Source organism: Nonomuraea sp. NPDC050227, assembly GCF_044459705.1.
Classification (GTDB): Bacteria; Actinomycetota; Actinomycetes; order Streptosporangiales; family Streptosporangiaceae; genus Nonomuraea.
The window spans coordinates 398,488-421,464 of record NZ_JBITJF010000009.1; the positions used below are offsets into that span (position 1 = coordinate 398,488).

The window sequence follows — 22,977 nt, forward strand, 5'->3', positions numbered from 1 at the left end:
TCAGGCGATCGAGGGCGACCCTGGTCAGGACGGCGGGCTCAGGTGCGCGCGCTGCGACCGCTTGGCCTCCTCGTACGCCGCCCGCTCGGCCGGCGCGCCCACCTCGGCCACGGGCACGTCCCACCACGCCTGCGAGGAGGGGACGTCGTCGGCCATGGGGTCGGTGCGCACGTGCACGACGGTCGTCTCGCCGGACGAGCGCGCCTCCTCCAGGGCCTTGCGCAGGTCGGCGAGCGACTCCGGACGCAGCACGGCCGCGCCCAGGCTGGCGGCGTTGGCGGCCAGGTCCACCGGCAGCGGGCCGCCCGTGCGGGAGCGGTAGGACGTGCCCAGGCGGCGCGCGCCCACGCTCTCCGACAGCCGCCCGATGGAGGCGAAGCCCGAGTTGTCCACCAGGACGACGACCAGCTTGACGCCCTCGGCGACCGCGGTGACCAGCTCCTGCGCCATCATCAGGTACGACCCGTCGCCCACCAGGACGAACACCTCGCGCTCCGGCGCGGCCAGCTTGACGCCGACGCCGCCCGCGATCTCGTAGCCCATGCAGGAGTTGCCGTACTCGACGTGGTAACCGCCGGGGCCGCTCGGCCGCCACAGCTTGTGCAGGTCGCCCGGCATGGAACCGGCCGCGCACACCACGACGCCGTCCGGGCCCGCGGCCGCGTTCACGGCGCCGATGATCGCCGCCTGCGACAGAGGGGAGCCGTCGAGCGCGTACGCCCGGTCCACCTGCGCGTCCCAGTCCCGGGAGAGCGCGGCGGCCCTGGCCGTCCAGGCGTCGTCGGAGCGCCGGCCGGCGACGGCCGAGACCAGGTCGGTCAGGCATTCGCGGGCGTCGGCGACCAGGTGCAGCCCCGACAGCTTGGCGGCGTCGAAGGCGGCGACGTTGACGTTGACGAACCTGGCGTCCGCGGCGAAGAGCGACCTCGAAGCCGTGGTGAAGTCGCTGTAGCGGGTGCCGACCCCGATGATCACGTCGGCCTCGCGGGCCAGCGTGTTGGCGGCGGTGGTGCCGGTCGCGCCCACCGCGCCCACCGCCAGCGGATGGCCGTGCGGCAGCGACCCCTTGCCGGCCTGGGTCTCGGCGACCGGGATGCCGTGCGCCTCGGCGAAGGCGGCCAGTTCGGCGGTGGCCCGGCTGTAGATCGTCCCGCCGCCCGAGACGATCAGCGGGCGGGCCGCCGACCTGATCACCGCGGCCGCCCTGGCCAGCGCGGCGCGTTCGGGGCGCGGGCGCGGCACGTGCCACACCCGGCGGGCGAACAGCTCCTCGGGCCAGTCGTACGCCTCGGCCTGCACGTCCTGCGGCAGGGCCAACGTCACCGCGCCGGTCTCGACCGGGTCGGTGAGCACCCGCATGGCCGCCGTCAGCGCGGACGGGAGCTGTTCCGGCCGGTTGATCCGGTCCCAGTACCGCGAGACCGGCTTGAAGCAGTCGTTGACCGAGATGTCGTACGAACGCGGGTCCTCCAGCTCCTGGAGCACCGGGTTGGCGGCACGGGTGGAGAAGACGTCGCCGGGCAGCAGCAGCACGGGCAGCCGGTTGATCGTCGCGCCGGCCGCGCCGGTGATCATGTTGGTCGCGCCGGGGCCGATCGACGTCGTGCAGGCCAGCGTGGCCAGCCGGTCGGCGGCCCGGGCGTAGGCGGCGGCCGTGTGCACCATGGCCTGCTCGTTGCGGGCCAGGTAGTAGGGCAGGTCGTCGCCCGAGGTGGCCAGGGCCTGGCCGAGCCCGGCGACGTTGCCGTGGCCGAAGATGCCGAAGCAGCCGCCGAAGAAGCGGCGCTCCTCGCCGTCGCGCTCGCTCCACTGGGCGGCCAGGAAGCGCACGACGGCCTGCGCGACGGTCAACCGGGTCATGCGTGCCCTCCGAACGGCAGTCTCGGGTCGACGTCCTGGCCCGACCAGGACGAGCGGATCCAGGCGTGACGGGGATCGTCGCAGAACGCCATCGAACGCTCCTCCGCCGGCCCCGCCAGCACGTTGAGGTAGTACAGGTCGTAGCCCGGGGCGGCCATGGACGGCCCGTGGTAGCCGTAGGGCACCAGGACGACGTCGCCGGAGGAGACCTCGGCCAGCGTGTCGACCTGCCCCCGCTCGGAGGAGTAGACGCGCTGGTAGCCGGGCCCGTCGCCGGCGACCTCGAAGTAGTAGACCTCCTCCAGCACGGCCTCGCCCGGGTTGGGGGTGTCGTGCTTGTGCGGCGGGTAGGACGACCAGTTGCCGCCCGGGGTCAGCACCTCGACGGCCATGAGCTTGTCGCAGTCGAAGACGCCGGGGGCGCAGAAGTTGTTCACCTGCCGGCTGGCCTGCCCCGCGCCCCTGATCTCCACCGGCACCCGGGAGGCGGGCACGTGCCGCGGCGGCAGCGACCGGGTCGCGCGGGCCGACGGCAGCGCGACGCGCCCGCCGCCGCTCAACGTGACCTGGACGCCGATCGGCAGGTACGCGAAGTCGCTCGGCCCGTCGAACACCGACCCGCGCCCGGCCAGCACGAACGTCTCACCGCCGACCTCGACCGTGCACGACCCCGACAGCGGAAGGACGATCATCTCCTCCTCTCCGGTGCCGAACGACAGCGGCGTGCCGGTCAGGTCCGCCACGCGCAGCCCGGAGTAGGTCCAGCCGGCCAGCGAGGGGGTGATCTCCACCGACCAGGGGCCGTCGGCGGCCTTGCCGTAGGGCAGGTAGGTCATGCGTGTGCCTCTCGTACCAGGGCGGCGGCGCCGTCCACCGCCGTCGCCACGTCGTCGTCGGATGGGTAGAGCAGGGCGCGGCCGACGACCAGGCCGAGCACGCCGGGCAGGGCCAGCGCGCGGTGCCAGTCGGCGTAGGCCGTGCCGATGTCGGGCGGGTCGCCGCCGAGGAGCAGGGTGGGCAGCGTGGTCGCGGCCATCACCCGGTCCATCTCGGCCACCACGGGGATCTTCAGCCAGGTGTGGGCCGAGGTGGCGCCGAGCGCCTGGGCGACGCTGATCGAGCGGATCACGGCGTCGGGGGACAGGTCGTTGCGCAGCACGCCGGACTCCGAGCGCGCCGCCCAGAACGGCTCCACCATGGCCACCAGCCGCCTGCGGGCCAGGCCGGTCACCGCGTGCGCGCACGACTCCAGGGTGGCGGCCGTCGCGTGGTCGCCGGGGTCGATGCGGCACAACATCTTGCCGCCGTCGAGGCGCATCGTGTCGATGGCCTCGGGGTCGAAGCCGGTGAAACGGTCGTCCAGCTCGAACACCGAGCCCTGCAGGCCGCCCCGGTTCATCGAGCCGAAGGCCAGCTTGCCCTCCAGCGCGCCCAGCAGCAGCAGGTCCTCCAGGACGTCGGGGGAGGCGAGGATGCCGTCCACGCCGGGCCGGGCCAGGGCCGCCTGGAGGCGGTCGAGCAGGTCGTGGCGGCTGCCCATGGCCAGCGGGCGGTCGCGTACGGACAAGGCTCCCCTGGCCGGATGGTCGGCGGCGATGATCAGCAGCCGCTCGTCCGGCCCCGGCATCCGGCGGCGCTGCCGGCGCGCGGCGGCCGCGGCGATCTCCTCGGGGCGGGTCGCGCGGATCCGCGTGAGCCACTCGTAGCGGGCGGTCCTGGGCAGCGTGAGGTCGCTCACGTGGGCACCTCGTTCAGCAGCTCGTGCACCTCGTCGGTGGTGGGCATGGCGTCGGCGCAGGCCAGCCGGGCGGCCACGAACGCGCCGGCGGCGCCCGCGAAGCGGATCGTGCGCTCCAGCGGCCAGCCGCGCAGCAGCCCGAGGCAGACGGCGCCGCCGAACGCGTCGCCGGCCCCGATGCCGTTGACCACCTTCACCTCGACCGGCTCGGCCACGACGGTCTCGGTGGCGGTGCGGGCCAGCACCCCGGCCGGGCCCATCTTGACGATCGCCACCTCGACCCCGGCGTCGAGCAGCGCCTGCGCCGCCGCCTCCGGCTCGCGCACGCCCACGGCGGTCTCCACCTCGTCCAGGTTGCCGACGGCCACGTTCGCGTGCGGCAGCGCCTCGCGCGCCGCCGCGCGGGCGGCCGCACGCGACTCCCACAGCGCCGGACGGTGGTCGAGGTCGAACACGGTCCAGCCGGAGGTGCGGGCCGACAGGGCGGCGGCGTGCGCCGCGCGGCTCGGCTCCTTGCTCAGGCCGGTGAGGGAGAACCAGAACAGGCCGGTCGCGCGGATGGCGTCGAGGTCGAGGTGGCCGGGGGTGAGGCGCAGGTCGGGCGGGTGCTCGCCGCGGTAGAACCAGATGGGGAAGTGGTCGGGCGGGAAGATCTCGCAGAACGTGACCGGGGTGGCCGGGCCCTCGATGACGCTCACGTAGGCGTCGTCCACGCCGAAGTCGCGGATGGCCCGTCGGACGTACGCGCCGAAGGGGTCGGCGCCCACCGCGGTGATCACCGCCGAGCGCAGCCCGTGACGTGCCGCCGCGACGGCGACGTTGGTCGGGCTGCCGCCGAGGAACTTGCCGAAGGTCTCGACGTCGGCCAGCCCGACGCCGGTCTGCAGCGGATAGACGTCGACGCCGCAGCGGCCGATCGTGATCAGGTCGTACAACGCACCTCCAGAGGACGCACCCTACCTCGACACTATGGCATATTGTCATGACATAAGGATGTCCGCTATGTTGTTGATGATCCTTCAGGACGGGCCCCCGTCACCTCACTTCTGTAGTGTCGGGCGGTGAGGAGGTTCGCTCATGTTCGTCCCCAACGGCGTCCATCACGAACAGCACACCACCAAGCTCTCCTTCCGCCCCGCCTCAGGCAAGGGCGGACCGGCGTGAAAGGCCACTGGAGCCTCGACGACCGGCTGGAGCGGTCGTTGCGCGAGGTCCCCTTCGAGGTGCCCGCCGGGTCGGAGTCCGTCACCGTGCGGCTCGACTACGACCGGTCGCAGGGCGTGCTCGACCTCGGCTGCGGCTCGCCCGGCGGCTTCCGCGGCTGGTCGGGAGGGGCGCGCTCGGAGTTCACGATCGCCCGCGACTGGGCCACCCCCGGCTACCTGCCCGGCGTTCCCGAGCCCGGCGCCTGGCACGTGTGGCTCGGGCTGCACCGCGTGCCGCCGCAGGGCCTCGACTTCACCCTGGAGATCTCGGCCGCGCGCACGGCCCCGCCGGAGCCGGTCGCCGCCGAGCCGCCGCCCGGCGAACGGCCGCCGCGCCGGGACGTGCCCGACGTCGGCGGGCTGCGCTGGTTCGCCGGCGACTTCCACGCGCACACCGTCCACAGCGACGGCGCGCTCACCATTGCCGAGCTGGCCGAGCTGGCCCGCGGCCGGGGCCTGGACTTCCTGGCGGTCACCGACCACAACACCGTCAGCCACCACCCCTGGCTGCGCGCGACCGACCGCGGCGTCACGCTCATCCCCGGCCAGGAGGTCACCACCGACCGCGGCCACGCCAACGTGTTCGGCGAGGTCGGCTGGGTGGACTTCCGGCGGCCCGCGGGCTCCTGGACCGAGCACGCCGGGCGCGCCGGCGGCCTGATCTCGATCAACCACCCGCTGGGCGGCGACTGCGCCTGGCTGCTGCCGGTCGGCGAACGCCCGAGGGTGGCCGAGGTGTGGAGCTCCGGGTGGTGGGACCGCCGCTGGGGCGCGCCACTGGCCTGGGCCGACGCCTGGCGCGACGACGTGGTGGCGATCGGCGGCAGCGACTTCCACCGGCACGGCAGCGACGGCCTGCCGGGCGCGCCGACCACGTGGGTGCTGGCCGAGGAGCCGGGCGCGGTGCTCGACGGCGTGCGCGCCGGGCGCACCGCGGTCTCGGCGGGGCCGGACGCGCCGCTGCTGCTCCGGCTGGGCGACGAGCTGCTCGCGCTCGACGCCGACGGCCTGGTGCTGGTCCGCCCCGGAGGCGCCCGCCAGGTCGTACGCGGCGAGCGGGCGCTGCTTCCCGCGGCCGAGGGACGCCACCGCCTGGAGACCTACGAGAACGAGGTGATCGCCCTATGCGAGTGAGGAGAGTCGCGAACGCGCCGGTGAGCTTCGGCGTGTTCGAGCTCAGCGACGCGCCGCCGCCCCTGGGCCCCGACGAGATGGTCCGCGCGCTGGCCGAGGCCGGTTACGCGGGCATCGACTCCGGGCCCATCGGCTACCTCGGCACCGGCGCCGACCTGGCCGCCCGGCTGTCGGCGCACGGCCTGCTGCTCGCCGGCGGCTGGGTCGACCTGCGGTACGGCGACGCCGAGGCGTACCGGCGGGGGCTGCCCGCGCTGGAGGCCGCGCTCGACGTGTTCGCCGCCGCGCCGCAGGCGCCCGCCCTCTTCGCGCCCCGGCCCACGCTGGCCTGCTCGGGCTCGCCCGAGAGGTTCGCCAGGCCCGGCGGCAGCGTCCCCGGGCTGCCCGCCGCCGACTGGCCCGGGTACGCCGCCCGCGTCCAGGAGGCCGCCGACCGCTGCCGCGAACGCGGCCTGGAACCCGCCTTCCACCACCACCTCGGCACCTACGTCGAGACCCCCGACGACGTCGAGCGCCTTCTGGAGCTGACCGACGTCCAGCTCTGCCTGGACACCGGTCACCTGCTGCTGGCCGGCGGGGACCCGGTCGCGGCGCTGCGCGCGTGGGCCGGCCGCGTCGGGCACGTGCACGTCAAGGACGGCGACACCAGGATCCTGGCCGCCGCCCTGGACGACGGCGCCGACCTGCGCGAGCTGATGGCCAGGGGCGGCTTCACCCGCCTGGGCGACGGCGAGCTCGACCTGCCCGCGGTCGTGGCGGCGCTCGACGCCATCGGCTACGAGGGCTGGATCGTGGTCGAGCAGGACACGATGCCGGGCCGCCGCCCGGTCGGGCGGAACATCGCCGACCAGGCCGCCAACCGCGAGCGGCTGAGGGAGCTGGGCCTGTGAGGATCGCGCTGGTCGGGTGCGGGGCCGTCACCCAGGCGGTCTACGTGCCGCTGCTGTCCAGGCGGCGGGACCTGTTCGAGGTGAGCGCCGTCTGCGACCTGTCGCGCACGCTGGCCGACGTCGTCGGCGACCGGCTGGGCGCGCCCCGGCGCTACACCTCCCTGGCGAAGATGCTGGCCGACGGCGGTTTCGAGGCCGTGGTGGTGCTGGCCTCGGGCTCCCACGGCGAGACCGTGCGCCGGGCGCTGGCCGCCGGGTACGCCGTGCTGTGCGAGAAGCCGCTCGCGCTGACCAGGGCGGAGGTGGCCGCGCTGCCCGCGGGGCGGCTGATGGTCGGCTACATGAAGCAGTACGACCCGGCCGTGCGCCGGGCCGTCGCGCTGCTGGAGGAGCTGGGCGGCCCGGCGGCCGTCCGGTCGGTCGAGGTGACCGTGCTGCATCCCAGCGGGGAGTCGCAGCTCGCGTTCGCGAACCTGGCGCGGGCCGGCGACGTCGATCCCGGCGTGCTCGGCTCGTTGCGCGAGGCCGAGGACGCGCTCGTCTCCCGGGCGCTGGGCCAGGCCGCCCCGGAGTCGCTGCGCAACGTGTACGCGGTCTCCCTGGGCTCGATCTGCCACGACCTGTCGCTGCTGCGGCGCTTCACCGGAGCGCCGCGGGAGATCACGTACGTGGACAGCTGGGGGCCGGCGCCCGGTTCCGTGGAGATCTCCGGGCCGCTGCCCGTGGCGGGCCGGTTCCACATCCGCTGGCACTACCTGGACGGCTACCCCGCCTACCGCGAGACCGTCGCGATCCACCACGACGGGGGCACGCTGGAGCTGGTCTTCCCCACGCCCTACCTGATGAACGCGCCCACCACCCTCACCGTGGTCTCCGGGGCCGAGACCCGCGCCGAACACCGCCAGGTGACCGAGGCGTTCGAGGTACAACTGACGGCCTTCCATGCTTATGTGAACGATGGCAGCCCGCCGCTCACCGACGCGGCCGGCGCACTGGAGGACATCGTGACGGCTCAGCGGATCGCCGCCCGCTACGCCGTCCAGCATCGGCTGCCCATCGGAGGGGAGGCGGCGGCATGGACATAGTGGTCGTACCGCACACGCATTGGGACAGGGAGTGGTACGAGCCCTTCCAGCGCTTCAGGCTGCGGCTGGTGGACCTCCTCGACGAGGTGCTCGACACCATGGAACGCGAGCCCGCCTACCACTTCACCCTCGACGGCCAGCTCGCCTGCGTGGACGACTACCTGGAGGTGCGCCCGGAGAACCGGGACCGCGTCGCGGCGCTCGTCGAGTCCGGGCGGCTGGCGGTGGGGCCGTGGCAGATCCTGCTCGACGAGTTCCTGTGCTCGGGCGAGAACATCGTGCGCAACCTCGAACTCGGGCTGGCCGGTGCGGACGCGCTCGGCGGCGCGATGCGGGTGGGCTACCTGCCGGACATGTTCGGTCACACCGCCCAGATGCCGCAGATCCTGCGGCAGGCCGGGCTTGAGCACGCCTGCGTCTACCGCGGAGTGCCGTCGTCGGTGACGACCGACGCCTTCGCCTGGGTGGCCCCCGACGGCACCGCGATCCGCACCCAGTACCTGCCCGAGGGCGGCTACGGCAACGGCGCCCACCTGTTCTCCGACGTCAAGGGGCTGGAGGAGCGGGCGGCGGAGTTCGTCGCCACCATGCGCGCCTGGCACGGCCCGCAGGGCGAGCTGCTGGCCATGTACGGCGCCGACCACTCGGCTCCGGTGCGCGGGTTGCCGGAGATGGTGGCGGCCGTCGGCGCCCGCATGGACACCTTGTCTGGATATATCGAGAAATTTTCGGGTGATACCGCGGGGCTGCCGCAGGTCGTCGGCGAGCTGCGCTCGCACGCCCGCGCCAACATCCTGCCCGGCGTCATCTCCGCCCGCGTCGCCGTCAAGCAGGCCATGGGCCGGGCCGAGCGCATGGTCGAGCGCTACGCCGAGCCCCTGGCCACGCTCTGGGGCGGCCCGTGGCCCGGCCGGTTCCTCGACATGGCCTGGCGGCGGCTGGTGGAGGCCAGCGGCCACGACTCGGTCACCGGCTGCGGCGTGGACGAGACCGCCCAGCAGGTCGCCGCCCGCATCGCCGAGGCCGAGCAGCTCGGGCAGGCCGTCCGCGACATGGTGACCACGCGGCTGGCGGCGGCGGTGCCGGCCGACGGCGTGCTCGTCGTCAACCCGACGCCGGCCGTGCGCAGCGGCGTGGTGATCGCCGACGTGGCCGGCGGCAGCGGGCCCCTGGTGGATCCCTCCGGCGCGCCGGTGCCCACCCAGCCCCTGGACTCCGCGCCCGTGCTGCTGCTGGACGAGCGCATCGACCCCCTCACCGTGCTGGGCTTCGTGCACGGCACCGAGCTGTACGGCCAGCACATCATCGACTGGCAGGTGTTCGACGACATCCTCCTCATCACCGTGGGCAGGGAGCCGCGCGGGCCGTTCGACCAGGCCGAGCTGCGCCGCGCGCTCGACGGCGTGACCTGGGTCCGGGTCGAGGCCGAGCCCCGGTCCACGGTCGCCGCCTTCGTCGAGGTGCCCGCGCTCGGCCACACGAGCCTGCGCCCCGGCCCGCCCGAGCCCACGCACCCCGCTCCGCGGGCGGAGATCCGCAACAACGGCCACCACCAGGACTGCTGGCTCTCCTCCGACACCGGGGTCCTGCCCATCAAGGCCAGCTCCACGGTGCTGGACAACGGGCTGCTGCGGGTCGAGATCGAGCCCGACGGCACCCTCGGCCTGTTCGGCGAGGACGGCCGGACGATCACCGGCGTGGGCCGCATCGAGGACGGCGGCGACTCCGGCGACACCTACAACCACGCGCCCCCCGCCGACGACCTGGTCGTGTCCGAGCCGATCTCGATCGACACGGAGATCATCGAAGGCGGCCCGCTCGTCGCCGCCGTGGAGATCACCCGGGTCTACCTGTGGCCGGCGGCGGGCGAGCCCGTCCCGAACACGCCGGAGCTGCCGCCGCCCGCGCGTACCGGCGCGACCGAGGACGTCGTGGTCACCATGCGGGTCGAGCTGCGGGCGGGCGAGCCGTTCGTCCGGCTGCGGGTGTCGTTCGACAACCGGTGCGCGGACCACCGGGTGCGCTTCCACGTGCCGCTGCCGAGGCGGGCCGACCATTCGCTGGCCGAGGGGCAGTTCGCGATCGTGCGGCGGGAGCTCGAAGCCGAGGGCGGCTGCGGCGAGACCCCGCTGCCCACCTTCCCCGCCTCCGGCTGGGTGGCCGCCGGCGGCGTCGCCGCGCTGCTGGAGCACGTCACCGAGTACGAGCTGCTGGACGACGGCTACGAGCTGGCGCTCACGCTGCTGCGCTCGGTCGGCTACCTGTCGCGCAACCACAACAGGCTGCGCCCCGAGCCCGCCGGTCCGCAACTGCCCACCCCCGCCGCGCAGTCACGCGGGCCGCACACCGTGTCGCTGGCGCTGATGCCGTACCTGGACTGGCGGGACGTGCCGCCGCAGGCGGAGCTGTACCGGCACGACCTGCTGGTGGTGCCGGGCGGCGGCGATCGCGAGCTGACCCCGCCGCCGGCGGCGCACGGGTTGTCGGTGTCCGGTCAGGGCGTGACGATGAGCTCGCTGCGCCGCCGCGACGACTGGCAGGAACTGCGCCTGGTGGCGCTCACCGCGTCCGGCACCGAGGCCGTGGTGCGGGGCGACTTCACCCGGGCCCGGCGGGCCGGCCTGACCGGCGGCCCCGGCGAGACGCTGGAGACGGCGGACGGCACGCTCAGGCTGCCGCTGAGGCCGTGGGAGATCGCCACCGTCCAGCTCCGCTGACCCCGCAGCCCTAGCAGAGTCCGAGCTGGCGGGCCGCGCGCACGGCCAGCCAGACCTCCGCGAACGCCGCGCTGGACGACAGGTCCCGCCCGCTCAGCGCGGCGAACCGGCGCAGCCGGTAGGCCAGCGTGTTGGGGTGGACGTGCAACGCCGCCGCCGCGTCCTCGACGTGGCGGTTGCGCTCCATCCACGTCCGCACCGACAGCAGCAGCCGCGAGTCGTGGGCCTCGTCGTAGGCCAGCACCTCGCCCAGCACGTGGTCGACCAGGGCCGACAGCGTGGAGGGGTCGTCGGGCAGCCAGCGGCCGGTGGTGTCGTCGCCGTAGTGGACCAGCGCCTTGCCCGACTCGGCGGCGTGCGCGGCCGCCCACACGGCCTCGCGCTGGGCGACCCGCAACGACTCGCCCGGCGGGAACGGCCGGCTCACGCCCGCGCTGACCCCGGGCACGGCGGCCACCGTCGGCCCCAGCTCGGGCGGCCCCAGCAGGTAGTGGTCGTCGCCGCGGCGCAGCAGCAGGTGCGGCAGCTCGCCCACCGCCCGGCGCAGCGCGTCGTCGGGCGCGTGCCGCACGACGAGCAGCACCGACCCGGTCTCCAGGGGCAGGCCCATCCTGGCCAGCCGGCGCCGGGCCGCGGGCGGGTCGAGCACGTCCTGGAGCAGCTCGGCCAGCGTCTCGGCACCTTCTCTGCGCAGGGTCTCGCGCTCGTGCCTGGCCATGGCGACCTGGAGGGCGGCCACGGTGGCGATGTGCTGGACCACCGCCAGCCCGGCGGGCCGCGCGCCCTCCCGCTCGAAGGCCACCAGGAACCCGGCGGGGCCGCCGGGCGCCGGCACCGGCAGCGCGAAGCCGCCCGGGATCGTGGGCGGCGCGTCGGGCTCGGCGGGCAGGACGTCGAGCGCCGGCACCGGCACGCCGGGCAGCAACGGCCGGCCCTGCGGGGTGCACAGGTAGACGTCGTAGCCGGACAGCCGTTCCAGGCGCTTGAACAGGGTGACGGTGTCGAGGTCCTCGGCGGCCAGCCAGCGCAGCGCGCCGAACACCTGGAGCTGGGCGCCCAGCCGGTGGCTGGCGTCCTCCTGGAGCGCCGCCGCCACCTCCTGCGAGACGGCGATGAACGGCACCGCGAGCGGCACCTCCAGCACCGGCATGCCGCGCTCCTCGGCGGCCTCGAAGAACGCCCGGTGCAGCGGCGGGACGTGCAACTGGGCCGACAGGGCGAGCGCCGAGACCCCCGCGTCGTCGAGGCGTTCGAGGTAGGCGCGCTGCCGGGCGGCCGAGCGCGGCAGGCCGAGACCGGTCGTCATGATGACCTCGGCGCCGAGCAGCCAGGGCGTCGGGTCGGCCAGCTCGCTGACGTGCGCCCACGAGACCGAGCGGGACAGCCCGGCCTCGCCGGCGAGCACGCGGAGCTGGAGGGCGGGGGAGCGGAGAAGGTCTTCGACCGTCAGCTTGTGGTCAGCCACAACACACACCGTATTACTTTGTGGGAGTAACAATTGCCGCAGGTCAGAAGCGTGACGAACACTGACGAACATGCACATCGGTCCCGTCGACTCCTCTCGGGTCCCGCGTTTCGCCGGGCCCGCCACCTTCGCCCGGCTGCCCCGGCTCGACCAGGTCGAGCGGGCGGACGTGGCCGTCGTGGGCGTGCCCTTCGACGCGGGCGTGTCCTACCGTCCGGGCGCCCGGTTCGGCCCCGCCGCCGTACGGGAGGCCAGCCGGTTGCTGCGGCCCTACCATCCGGGGCTGGACGTCTCGCCGTTCGAGCGCGTCCAGGTCGCCGACGCCGGTGACATCGCGGCGAACCCGTTCGACATCGGCGAGGCCGTCGAGACCATCGAGGCCGCGGCCGACGAGCTGGACGCCCGGCTGGTCACCATCGGCGGCGACCACACGATCGCGCTGCCGCTGCTGCGCTCGGCGGCCAGGAAGCACGGCCCCGTGGCGCTGCTGCACTTCGACGCGCACCTCGACACCTGGGACACCTACTTCGGCGCCGAGTACACCCACGGCACCCCCTTCCGCCGGGCGGTCGAGGAGGGCATCCTCGACACCGAGGCGCTCAGCCACGTCGGCATCCGGGGCCCGCTGTACGGCAAGAAGGACCTGGAGGACGACCGGCGGCTCGGCTTCGGCATCCTGACCGCCGCCGACGTGCTCCGCCGCGGCCTGGACGAGGTCATCGACGTGCTGCGGCAGCGCGTCGGCGACCGCCCGCTCTACGTCTCCGTCGACATCGACGTGCTCGACCCCGCCCACGCCCCCGGCACCGGCACGCCGGAGGCCGGCGGGCTCACCAGCCGGGAGCTGCTGGAGATTCTCCGCGGTCTGGCCGGCTGCCGCCTGATCGGGGCCGACGTGGTCGAGGTGGCCCCGGCCTACGACCACGCCGAGATCACCTCGGTCGCCGCCTCCCACGTGGCCTACGACCTCGTCAGCCTGCTGGCGATGCAGGAGAAGACATGAGCATCACCGAGATCGAGACCTACGGCGTCGAGCGCATCCCCGACGCCGACCGCACCGCCGGGCCGTTCGACCTGTTCCGGGTCGCCTTCGGGGGCGCGAACACGTTCGCCACCTGCGTGCTGGGCGCCTTCCCCATCCTGTTCGGCCTGTCGTTCTGGCAGGGGCTCGCGGCCACCGTGCTCGGCCTGGTGGTCGGGGCGCTGATCCTGGCCCCGCTGTCGCTGTTCGGGCCGCTCAACGGCACCAACAACGCCGTCTCCTCCTCGGCCCACCTGGGCGTGCACGGCCGGGTGGTCGGCTCGTTCCTGTCGCTGCTGACCGCCATCGCGTTCTTCTCGATCTCGGTGTGGTCGTCGGGCGACGCGCTGGTGGGCGGCGCGCACCGGCTCGTCGGCCTGCCCGACACCGACCTGTCCTACGGTGTGGCCTACGCCGTCTTCGCCCTGCTCGTCCTCGTGGTCTGCGTGTACGGCTTCCGCTTCATGCTGTTCGTCAACAAGATCGCGGTCGCGGCGGCGTCGCTGCTGTTCGTGCTCGGGCTGTTCGCCTTCGCCGGGGACTTCGACCCGTCCTACCCCGGGACGCTGGCGGCCGGCGACCCGCTGTTCTGGCCGTCGTTCATCGGCGCGGCGCTGATCGTGTTGTCGAACCCCGTGTCCTTCGGCGCCTTCCTGGGCGACTGGTCCCGCTACATCCCGGCCTCGACCCCGCGCTCCCGCGTGATGGCGGCGGCCTTCCTGTCGCAGCTCGCCACCATCCTGCCGTTCTTCTTCGGGCTGGCCACCGCCTCGATCATCGCCGCCAAGGCCGCCGAGTACGTCGACCCGGCCGCGCCCAACTACGTGGGCGGGCTGCTGGCGATCTCGCCGGCCTGGTACTTCGTCCCGGTCTGCCTGATCGCGCTGATCGGCGGCATGTCCACCGGCACCACCTCCCTGTACGGGACCGGGCTCGACTTCTCCAGCGTGTTCCCGCGCTTCTCCCGGGTGCAGGCGACCGTCTTCATCGGCACCCTGTCGATCGTGTTCATCTTCGTCGGGCGCTTCGCGGCGAACCTGACGGCCAGCATCTCCACGTTCGCCACGCTGATCATCACCTGCACCGCGCCCTGGATGGTGATCATGATGCTCGGCTACGTGACCCGCAGGGGCTGGTACGACCCCGACGCCCTGCAGGTCTTCAACCGGCGGCAGCGCGGCGGGCGGTACTGGTTCACCCACGGCTGGAACTGGCGCGGCCTCACCGCGTGGCTGCTCGCGGCCGCCGTGGCGCTGATGTTCGTGAACCTGCCGGGCCAGTTCGTCGGGCCGCTGGGCGACCTGGCCGGCGGCGTGGACGTCTCGCTGCCGCTGGGCCTCGCGGTCGCGGCCGTGCTCTACCTGACGCTGCTCGCGCTCTTCCCCGAACCGCGCGAGGTGTACGGCCCGCAGGGCCCGCTCCTGGTGCGCTCGGCCGACACGCCGATCCTGCCCATCGTGGACGCGGCAGAATCGATGGCGTGATGGAACTCGTCGACCTGTCGGTGCCCGTCGAGACCGGGATGCCGGTCTACCCGGGCGATCCCGAGGTCTCGGTCGTCCCCGCGCTCACCGGCCCCCGCGACGGCGTCAACGTGCTGGGCCTGCACCTCGGCTCGCAGTCGGGCACCCACGTCGACGCCCCCTTCCACATCGACGACGCGCTGCCGGCGCTCGGCGACCTGCCGCTGTCCCGCTTCGCCGGGCCGGCCGTGGTGGCCGACGCCCGGGGGCTCGCGCCCCGGTCGCCGATCGGGGCCGGGCTGCTCGACGGCCCGGCCTGGCCGTCCGGCGGCGACGCGCCGATCGTGCTGGTCGCGACCGGCTGGTCGGCCCACTGGGGCGGCGAGTCCTACCAGGCCCACCCCTTCCTCACCGAGGAGGCCGCCACGCTGCTGGTCGAGCGGGGCGTGCGCACGGTCGGCATCGACGCGCTGAGCGTCGATCCGACGCCGGCCGACGACTTCCCCGCCCACCGCGTCCTGTGCGGGGCGCACGCCGTGATCGCCGAGAACCTCACCGGCCTCGACCGGCTGCTGGACGCCCAGGCCAGGGGGCGGCCGATCGAGGTCTGGATGATGCCGCTGCGGCTGGACGGCGCCGACGGCGCGCCCGTGCGGGCCGTGGCGCGGATCGGTTAGCGCGTGCCCCAGGAGTACGACTGCTTGCGCAGCTTCAGGTACACGAACGACTCCGTGGCCCGGACGGCGGGGATGGCGCGGATCTTGCTGAGGATCTCCAGCAGGTGCCCGTCGCCCTCGCAGACCACCTCGACGATCACATCGAAGGAGCCCGCCGTGAGCACCACGTAGTCGATCTCCTCGATGGCCGACAGCTCGTCGGCCACCGACTCCAGGTCGCCCTCGCAGTTGACCCCGATCATCGCCTGGCGGGGGAAGCCGAGGGTGAGGGGGTCGGTGACCGCGACGATCTGCATCACCCCGGCGTCCTGCAACCGCTGGACGCGCTGGCGGACCGCGGCCTCGGAGAGCCCGACGGCCTTGCCGATCGCCGCGTAGGGCATGCGCCCGTCTGACTGGAGCTGCTCGATGATCTGCTTGGAGAGATCGTCGAGCACGACGGGCCCGGAACTGGCGTTGTTTCGTCGTACGCGGGGCGGCGTCGTCATGTCAGAGGAATCCTCCTAGCGGTCCGGCGTTACGGGGGCGTTCCCGCTCGATTGCCGTCCTGGTGCGACATGTTGTCAGTTCTTGGCGGTGTGTCAAGCGAATTCGTAGCAATTTGATATCTTCACCACGAAATCCCTTGTCCAGATGCATCTGCTCTGTAAGAGTCGCGGCATCTCAGCCACCTCAACGAGGAGGTCGTGCATTGACCACCCGTCTGCAGAACTTCATCAACGGTGAGTTCGTGGACGCCCAGAGCGGCCGGTTCTCCGACATCATCGACCCTTGCACGGGAGAGGCCTACCTTCAGGCCCCGATCTCCGGCGCCGAGGACGTCGACGCGGCCTACGCCGCGGCGGCCGTCGCGTTCGAGTCGTGGGGTCGGACCACCCCCGGTGAGCGGGCGAACCTGCTGCTCAAGGTCGCCGACGCGATCGACGCCCGGGCCGACGAGATCAACGAGGCCGAGTGCCTCAACACCGGCAAGCCGCGCGCCCGCATGGCCGAGGACGAGACACCGGTAGCGGCCGACCACTTCCGCTTCTTCGCCGGCGCCGCGCGCACCCTGGAGGGGCCCACGGCCGGGGAGTTCCTCGCCGAGCACACCAGCGTCATCAGGCACGAGCCCATCGGCGTCGTCGGCCAGGTCACCCCCTGGAACTACCCGATGATGATGGCCGTGTGGAAGATCGCCCCGGCGCTGGCCGCCGGGAACACGATCGTCCTCAAGCCGTCGGACACCACCCCGGCCTCCACGCTCAAGCTGGCCGAGATCGTCGGCTCGGTGCTGCCGCCCGGCGTCTTCAACGTCGTCACCGGCGACCGCGAGACCGGCGCGCTCGTCGTGGGCCACCCGACCGCCGCCATGGTGGCGATCACCGGGTCCGTCGGCGCGGGCATGGCGGTCGCCAAGAGCGCCGCCGACGACCTCAAGCGGGTGCACCTGGAGCTCGGCGGCAAGGCGCCGGTCGTGGTCTTCGAGGACGTCAAGGACCTCGCCAAGGCCGCCGCCGACATCGCCACCGCCGGTCTCTACAACGCCGGCCAGGACTGCACCGCGGCCTGCCGCGTGCTCGTCCAGGAGAGCGTGCACGACGAGTTCGTGGCCGCGCTGACCGAGGCCGCCGCCGCGACCGTGACCGGCGACCTGGGCAACGAGGAAGCGCTCTACGGCCCGCTCAACAACGAGAACCAGCTCGCCAGGGTCCAGGGCTTCATCGACCGGGTCCCCGGCCACGCCAAGGTGCTCACCGGCGGCAACCGCGTCGGCGACAAGGGCTATTTCTTCGCCCCGACCGTCGTGGACGGCCTGCGCCAGGACGACGAGATGGTGCAGAACGAGGTCTTCGGCCCCGTCATCACCGTCCAGACGTTCACCGACGAGGCCGACGCGCTGGCCAAGGCCAACGACGTCAAGTACGGCCTGTCCAGCTCGGTGTGGACCTCCGACCACGGCCGCGCCATGCGCATGTCGAACCGCCTCGACTTCGGCGTGGTCTGGGTCAACACGCACATCCCGTTCGTCTCGGAGATGCCGCACGGCGGCTTCAAGCACTCCGGGTACGGCAAGGACCTGTCGGTGTTCGGTCTGCACGACTACACCAGGGTCAAGCACGTCATGCACTACATCGGCGAATAAGGACGAGCCCTGGACATGACCGAGCTATCCGCGATTCAGCTTGAGGACGTCGTCAAGGAGTACCTCTCGCACGGCGAGGTCGTCCAGGCGGTCAAGGGTGTGTCGCTGGACATCGCCGAGGGGGAGTTCTTCTCCCTCCTCGGCCCGTCCGGATGCGGCAAGACCACGACCATGAGGATGATCGCCGGCTTCGAGGAGCCCACCAAAGGGCTCGTGAGGCTGCACGGCAAGGACGTCACCGACGTTCCGCCGAACAAGCGCGACGTCAACATGGTCTTCCAGTCCTACGCCCTGTTCCCGCACATGAGCGTGTGGGACAACGTGGCGTTCGGCCTGAAGCAGCGCAAGACGCCGCCGGAGGAGATCCGGCGGCGGGTCGGCGAGATGCTGGAGATCGTCGACCTGACCGGCCGGGAGAAGCGCCGGCCGCGCGAGATGTCCGGCGGCCAGCAGCAGCGCGTGGCGCTGGCCCGCGCGCTGGTCAACCGGCCGCGGGCGCTGCTGCTCGACGAGCCCCTCGGCGCGCTCGACCTCAAGCTGCGCCAGGCCATGCAGATCGAGCTCAAGCGCATCCAGCGCGAGGTCGGCATCACGTTCGTGTACGTGACGCACGACCAGAACGAGGCTCTGACCATGAGCGACAGGATCGCCGTGATGAACGACGGGCTGGTCGAGCAACTGGCGAGCCCGCGGGAGATCTACGAACGGCCGGCCACCGCGTTCGTGGCGGGGTTCATCGGCACCTCCAACCTGATCACCGGGACGGTGACCGGCGGGGTGCTGGCGATCGGCGGCGGCCGGGTGCTGGTGCCGGGCCACGAGGGCGACGTGACGGTGACCGTCCGCCCCGAGAAGATCACGATCTGCGCGGACGAGCCGGGGCCCGGGCTGAGCGCCGTCCCCGGGACCGTCACGGAGATGGTCTACCTGGGCACCTCCAACAGCTACGCGGTGCAGCTCGCCGACGGAGCCGAGATGACCGTGTTCGAGCAGAACGCGCATGACGCGACGGCGACCGCGGAGCGGGGCGACTCCGTGTGGCTGTCGTGGGAGGCGCAGCACTCTTATGTGATTGGAAGTTGATAGCACCCCATGAACCCCCGCCAGATCACCCCCGCCCTCCTGAGGGGCATGACCCAGCCCCGCACCCGCCGCGACTTCTTCCGTGTCACCGGCCTGTCCGCCGCCGGCCTCGCGCTCGCCGCCTGTGGCGTGCAGGGCCAGAAGGCCGCCCCTCCGAAGGCCGACGCCGTCCAGGACTACTGGGCCAAGCAGAGCAAGCACGGCAAGCTCGTCTTCGCCAACTGGCCCGAGTACATGCCCGAGGACCAGGCCCCGCTGAAGAAGTTCACCCAGACCACCGGGATCTCCGTGGAGTACAAGGAGGTCATCCAGGAGAACGCGGAGTTCTTCGGCAAGGCCGACCCCGTGCTCCGCGCCGGCCAGTCGCTCGGCTACGACATCATCGTGATGACCAACGGCGTGCAGCTCCAGCACATGGTCGAGCTCGGCTACATCGTGCCGCTCGACCACAGCCGGATGCCGAACTTCCTGGCCAACGCCGGTGACAAGTACAAGGAACGCGCCTACGACCCGGGCAACCAGTACACGATGCCCTACACCTCGGGCGTGACCGGCATCGCGTACAACACCAAGTACGTCAAGGACGACATCACCAGCATCGAGGCCCTGTTCGACCCCAAGTACAAGGGCCGGGTCGGGATGATGGCCGACGCGCAGGAGATCGGCAACTTCGCGATGTTCGCGCTGGGCGTCGATCCGGAGAAGTCGACCGAGGCCGACTGGAAGAAGGCCGGGGAGAAGCTCAAGCAGCAGCGCGACGCGGGAATCGTCCGGAAATACTACGACCAGAGCTACATCGACGCGGTCTCCAAGGGCGACGTCTGGCTGAGCATGGCCTGGTCGGGCGACGTCTTCCAGCGGCAGCTCGCCGGCGAGCCGGTCAAGTTCGTGGTGCCGGCGGAGGGCGGCACGATCTGGACCGACAACATGCTCATCCCCAAGGGCGCGGCCAACCCCGTGGACGCGCTCACCCTCATGGACTACCTGTACCAGCCCGCGGTGGCCGCCGACCTGGATGAGTTCATCCAGTTCGTCACCCCGGTCCCGGCCGTGCAGGACCTCCTGCGCGAGAAGGCCAAGACGGCCAAGGGCGAGGACAAGAAGGCCCTGGAGGACATGGTGGACAGCCCGCTCATGTTCCCCTCGGAGGCCGACTACGCCAAGCTGCGCACCTACACCACGCTGACCACCCAGCAGGAGCAGGTGTTCAACTCCATCTTCCAGTCGATCACCCAGGCATAGCCATGAAACGGCTCACCCCCTACCTGCTCGCCCTGCCGAGCTGGCTGTGGCTGGCGATCTTCCTGGTCGTGCCCATGGTGGCGATGGCGTCGGTCTCGCTCCAGACGGGCAACGCCATCGACGGCTACGCGATGACGTTCAGCTTCTCCAACTACGCCGACGCGCTCGGCAGGTACAGCGACCAGCTGCTGCGCTCGCTCCTGTATGGCGGCCTGGCCACGGTGGCCATGCTGGTGATCGGGTACCCGGTGGCGTACTGGATCGCCTTCAAGGGCGGCAGCCGCAAGTCGGTGTACCTGTTCCTGCTGCTGCTGCCGTTCTTCGTGTCGTTCGTGCTGCGGACGATCTCGTGGAACTTCCTGCTGGCCGACAACGGCATCCTGTTCGGGACGCTGAAGGGCTGGGGGCTGCTGCCGGAGGGCTTCCACGTGCTGGCCACGACCGTGGCCGTGGTGGGCGGGCTCACCTACAACTTCCTGCCGTTCATGATCCTGCCGATCTACGTGGCCCTGGAGCGGGTGGACCCGCGGGTGGTGGAGGCGGCCCAGGACCTGTACGCCACCCGCGCCGGGGCCTTCCGCCGGGTGGTGCTGCCGCTGTCGCTGCCCGGCGTCTTCGCCGGCGTGCTGATGACGTTCGTGCCCGCGACGGCCGACCCGGTCAACGCGCAGATCCTCGGCGGCACGGCCAACACCATGATCGGCAACATCATCCAGACCGAGTACCTGACCAACCTCGACTACCCGACCGCCTCGGCGCTGTCGTTCACGCTGATGGCGATCCTGCTGGTGGGCATCTTCGTCTACGCCCGCGCGCTCGGCACCGAGAACGTCCTGGAGGCGGCGGCGCGATGAGCGGTGAGCGAGCAATGAGCAGGGGCACGCGGGGCAGGTTCGGCGACCGCCTGCTGCACGTCTACACCTGGCTGATCATCCTGTGGCTGTCGTCGCCGATCGCCGTCATGATCCTGTTCGGCTTCAACGACAAGAAGAGCAAGTCGAACACGAGCTGGCAGGGCTTCACCCTCAAGTGGTACGGCGAGCTCTTCGAGATCTCCGACCTGACCACGGCGCTGCGCAACTCCATCGTGATCGCCCTGGTCAGCACCGTCATCACGGTCGTCATCGGGACGATGCTGGGACTGGCCGTCGGCCGGCACCGCTTCCGCGGCCTCAGCGCCACGAACTTCCTGGTCTTCGCCGCCATCTCCACGCCGGAGCTGGTGATGGGGGCCTCGCTGCTGTCGCTGTTCGTCTCGGGCAACGTGCCGCGCGACGGCAACACGATCATCGTCGCGCACGTGCTGTTCTCGCTCTCCTTCGTCGTGGTGACGGTCAGGGCGCGGGTCATCACGCTCGACCCGTCGCTGGAGGAGGCGGCCAAGGACCTCGGCGCGACCGCCTGGGGCACGTTCCGGCAGGTGACGCTGCCCTCGATCATGCCGGGCGTGCTCGCGGGCGCGATGCTCTCCTTCGCGCTGTCGATCGACGACTACGTGGTGACGAGCTTCGTCAACGGCTCGACCGTCACCTTCCCCCTGTGGATCGTGGGTGCGGTGAAGACCGGCATTCCGCCGCAGGTCAATGTGATGGGTACGCTCATCTTCGGGATCGGTGTGCTGATCGCCGTGGCGAACGCCGTGGCCGCCAGACGCCGCGCCTAGGATCTGCTCCAACAGGCTTTCCCCCCGCGATCCGGCGGGGGGATTGGTGTATTCCGACCAAGAACAGGGAGGCGAGATCGGATTTCGGCGGGGGGAACCCGCGCGTGATCACATCATGCTTTTGGATCCCGCAATCAACAAAGAACAACTAAGACTTTCGTAGGGAAGTGGGATTTGTGGATCCGCTGAAGGCGCTGGCTGACGCGGAGCGCAAGCCGTACTGGCTGGACAGCCCGGCCAGACCCGAGCCGCGCGCGCGGCTCATCGGAAACACCGACGCCGACCTGGTCGTCGTCGGCGGAGGCTTCTCGGGGCTCTGGACGGCCCTGATGGCCAAGGAACGTGACCCTTCGCTGGACGTGGTCCTGCTCGAAGGGCGCAGGATCGGCTGGGCGGCGACCGGCCGCAACGGCGGGTTCTGCATGGCGACCCTCACCCATGGCCTGGCCAACGGCCTGGAACGGTGGCCGGAGGACATCGGCCGCCTGGAACGCATGGGCGTGGACAACCTCGACGAGATCGAGCGCACGCTGGAGCGGCACGGCATCGACTGCTCCTTCGAGCGCACCGGAGAGCTGCACGTGGCCACCGAGCCGTGGCAGCTCGACTCGCTGGGCGAACACCTGGACCTGATCTCCGAGCTCGGCCTCGACTACGTGCCGATGGACGAGCGGCAGGTGCGGGCCGAGGTCAACTCGCCGACCTACCTGGGCGGCCTGTGGGAACGCAGCGGCTGCGCCATGCTGGACCCGGCGCGGCTGGCCTGGGGGTTGCGCGAGGCGTGCCTGCGGCTCGGCGTACGGGTCTTTGAGCGCAGCCCGGTGCGTTCGCTGCGCGACGACGGCACGACGATCACCCTCCGCACCCCGTACGGGTCGGTCGTGGGCCGCCGGGTGGCGCTGGGCACGGGGGTCTTCCCGCCCCTGCTGCGCAGGCTCAAGCACTTCGTCGTCCCGGTGTACGACTACGCCCTGATGACCGAGCCGCTGAGCGCGGCCCAGCTCGCCGAGGTGGGCTGGCACAACCGGCAGGGCGTCGGCGACTCGGGCAACCAGTTCCACTACTACCGGCTCACCGACGACAACCGCATCCTGTGGGGCGGCTACGACGCGGTCTACTACAACGGCGGCCTGGTCAAGCCGGAGTACGAGCAGCGCGACGAGACGTTCGTCAAGCTGGCCGAGCACTTCGCCACCACGTTCCCGCAGCTCTCCCAGGTGCGCTTCACGCACCGCTGGGGCGGCGTGATCGACACCTGCAGCCGCTTCAGCGCCTTCTACGGCACGGCGCACGGCGGCCGGCTGGCCTACGCCGTGGGCTACACCGGCATGGGCGTCGGGGCCACCAGGTTCGGCGCGAACGTGATGCTGGACCTGCTGTCGGGGGAGGCCACCGAGCGGACCGAGCTGCGGATGGTCAAGGAGAAGCCGGTGCCGTTCCCGCCCGAGCCGGTCCGGTCGGGGGTGATCCAGTTCACCCGGTGGTCGATCGCGCAGGCCGACCAGCATCAGGGCAAGCGCAACCTGTGGCTGCGCACGCTCGACAGGATGGGCCTCGGGTTCGACTCCTGATCCGGTGTTCCGAGGGGGCGCCGGGCCCGCCCGCGGCG

General features: G+C 72.1%; 19 protein-coding genes. 13 read left to right on the forward strand and 6 right to left on the reverse strand.

Annotated elements, in window-relative coordinates; all coding sequences use genetic code 11:
* Positions 1 to 24: 24 nt before the first annotated feature.
* Genes iolD through iolC form a run of 4 tightly spaced genes read right to left on the reverse strand, consistent with a single transcriptional unit; the run spans position 25 to position 4,533 of the window.
* Positions 25 to 1,860, reverse strand: a complete 1,836-nt coding sequence (gene iolD, locus ACIBK9_RS33210) for a 3D-(3,5/4)-trihydroxycyclohexane-1,2-dione acylhydrolase (decyclizing) (RefSeq protein WP_397162561.1) — start codon at positions 1,858 to 1,860, stop codon at positions 25 to 27.
* Positions 1,857 to 2,696 carry a 5-deoxy-glucuronate isomerase gene (iolB, locus tag ACIBK9_RS33215; RefSeq protein ID WP_387667616.1) on the reverse strand — a complete coding sequence of 280 codons (840 nt, stop codon included), beginning with the start codon at positions 2,694 to 2,696 and terminating at the stop codon, positions 1,857 to 1,859. Before iolB ends, iolD begins: the two co-directional genes overlap by 4 nt.
* Entirely contained in the window at positions 2,693 to 3,598 is a 906-nt protein-coding gene (locus ACIBK9_RS33220) for a deoxyribose-phosphate aldolase (protein ID WP_358283793.1), read from the reverse strand. The genes iolB and ACIBK9_RS33220 overlap by 4 nt, the downstream gene beginning before the upstream one ends.
* A complete protein-coding gene (gene iolC / locus ACIBK9_RS33225) occupies positions 3,595 to 4,533 on the reverse strand; it encodes a 5-dehydro-2-deoxygluconokinase (RefSeq protein WP_387667613.1) in 939 nt (312 codons plus the stop codon). Before iolC ends, ACIBK9_RS33220 begins: the two co-directional genes overlap by 4 nt.
* A gap of 225 nt (positions 4,534 to 4,758) precedes the next feature.
* On the opposite strand from iolC, the gene ACIBK9_RS33230 reads away from it, so the two are divergent.
* Genes ACIBK9_RS33230 through ACIBK9_RS33245 form a run of 4 tightly spaced genes read left to right on the forward strand, consistent with a single transcriptional unit; the run spans position 4,759 to position 10,629 of the window.
* Positions 4,759 to 5,937 carry a CehA/McbA family metallohydrolase gene (locus ACIBK9_RS33230; protein ID WP_397162562.1) on the forward strand — a complete coding sequence of 393 codons (1,179 nt, stop codon included), beginning with the start codon at positions 4,759 to 4,761 and terminating at the stop codon, positions 5,935 to 5,937.
* A complete protein-coding gene (locus ACIBK9_RS33235) occupies positions 5,928 to 6,827 on the forward strand; it encodes a TIM barrel protein (RefSeq protein WP_364324380.1) in 900 nt (299 codons plus the stop codon). The genes ACIBK9_RS33230 and ACIBK9_RS33235 overlap by 10 nt, the downstream gene beginning before the upstream one ends.
* Entirely contained in the window at positions 6,824 to 7,912 is a 1,089-nt protein-coding gene (locus tag ACIBK9_RS33240; RefSeq protein ID WP_397162563.1) for a Gfo/Idh/MocA family protein, read from the forward strand. The genes ACIBK9_RS33235 and ACIBK9_RS33240 overlap by 4 nt, the downstream gene beginning before the upstream one ends.
* Positions 7,903 to 10,629 (forward strand): alpha-mannosidase, encoded by a 2,727-nt coding sequence (locus ACIBK9_RS33245; protein WP_397162564.1) that lies wholly within the window; start codon positions 7,903 to 7,905, stop codon positions 10,627 to 10,629. Before ACIBK9_RS33240 ends, ACIBK9_RS33245 begins: the two co-directional genes overlap by 10 nt.
* 10 nt (positions 10,630 to 10,639) lie before the next feature.
* On the opposite strand, the gene ACIBK9_RS33250 is transcribed toward ACIBK9_RS33245, so the two are convergent.
* Entirely contained in the window at positions 10,640 to 12,094 is a 1,455-nt protein-coding gene (locus tag ACIBK9_RS33250) for a PucR family transcriptional regulator (RefSeq protein ID WP_397162565.1), read from the reverse strand.
* Between the two features lie 70 nt (positions 12,095 to 12,164).
* Here ACIBK9_RS33250 and speB point away from each other — a divergent pair, with 70 nt between their 5' ends.
* Genes speB through ACIBK9_RS33265 form a run of 3 tightly spaced genes read left to right on the forward strand, consistent with a single transcriptional unit; the run spans position 12,165 to position 15,255 of the window.
* Positions 12,165 to 13,097, forward strand: a complete 933-nt coding sequence (speB, locus tag ACIBK9_RS33255; protein ID WP_358283807.1) for an agmatinase — start codon at positions 12,165 to 12,167, stop codon at positions 13,095 to 13,097.
* The gene (locus ACIBK9_RS33260; protein ID WP_397162566.1) at positions 13,094 to 14,599 is read left to right on the forward strand and encodes a purine-cytosine permease family protein; all 1,506 of its coding nucleotides are present in this window, start codon (positions 13,094 to 13,096) and stop codon (positions 14,597 to 14,599) included. The genes speB and ACIBK9_RS33260 overlap by 4 nt, the downstream gene beginning before the upstream one ends.
* Positions 14,599 to 15,255 (forward strand): cyclase family protein, encoded by a 657-nt coding sequence (locus ACIBK9_RS33265; protein WP_397162596.1) that lies wholly within the window; start codon positions 14,599 to 14,601, stop codon positions 15,253 to 15,255. The genes ACIBK9_RS33260 and ACIBK9_RS33265 overlap by 1 nt, the downstream gene beginning before the upstream one ends.
* Here ACIBK9_RS33265 and ACIBK9_RS33270 read toward each other — a convergent pair.
* Positions 15,252 to 15,743, reverse strand: coding sequence for an Lrp/AsnC family transcriptional regulator (locus tag ACIBK9_RS33270; RefSeq protein ID WP_352322709.1), 492 nt, complete (start codon positions 15,741 to 15,743; stop codon positions 15,252 to 15,254). The genes ACIBK9_RS33265 and ACIBK9_RS33270 overlap by 4 nt on opposite strands.
* Before the next feature lie 203 nt (positions 15,744 to 15,946).
* Here ACIBK9_RS33270 and ACIBK9_RS33275 point away from each other — a divergent pair, with 203 nt between their 5' ends.
* The 6 genes from ACIBK9_RS33275 (at position 15,947) to ACIBK9_RS33300 (ending at position 22,939) form a co-directional block, all read left to right on the forward strand.
* The gene (locus ACIBK9_RS33275) at positions 15,947 to 17,380 is read left to right on the forward strand and encodes a gamma-aminobutyraldehyde dehydrogenase (RefSeq protein WP_397162567.1); all 1,434 of its coding nucleotides are present in this window, start codon (positions 15,947 to 15,949) and stop codon (positions 17,378 to 17,380) included.
* 15 nt (positions 17,381 to 17,395) lie between these two features.
* Positions 17,396 to 18,463 (forward strand): ABC transporter ATP-binding protein, encoded by a 1,068-nt coding sequence (locus tag ACIBK9_RS33280; protein WP_358283813.1) that lies wholly within the window; start codon positions 17,396 to 17,398, stop codon positions 18,461 to 18,463.
* Positions 18,464 to 18,511: 48 nt separating this feature from the next.
* Positions 18,512 to 19,705, forward strand: coding sequence for a spermidine/putrescine ABC transporter substrate-binding protein (locus ACIBK9_RS33285; protein WP_397162568.1), 1,194 nt, complete (start codon positions 18,512 to 18,514; stop codon positions 19,703 to 19,705).
* Positions 19,706 to 19,707: 2 nt separating this feature from the next.
* Positions 19,708 to 20,559, forward strand: a complete 852-nt coding sequence (locus tag ACIBK9_RS33290; RefSeq protein ID WP_358283817.1) for an ABC transporter permease — start codon at positions 19,708 to 19,710, stop codon at positions 20,557 to 20,559.
* 14 nt (positions 20,560 to 20,573) lie between these two features.
* A complete protein-coding gene (locus ACIBK9_RS33295) occupies positions 20,574 to 21,368 on the forward strand; it encodes an ABC transporter permease (protein ID WP_358283819.1) in 795 nt (264 codons plus the stop codon).
* A gap of 176 nt (positions 21,369 to 21,544) precedes the next feature.
* Positions 21,545 to 22,939 carry an FAD-dependent oxidoreductase gene (locus tag ACIBK9_RS33300; protein ID WP_358283821.1) on the forward strand — a complete coding sequence of 465 codons (1,395 nt, stop codon included), beginning with the start codon at positions 21,545 to 21,547 and terminating at the stop codon, positions 22,937 to 22,939.
* Positions 22,940 to 22,977 lie beyond the last annotated feature (38 nt).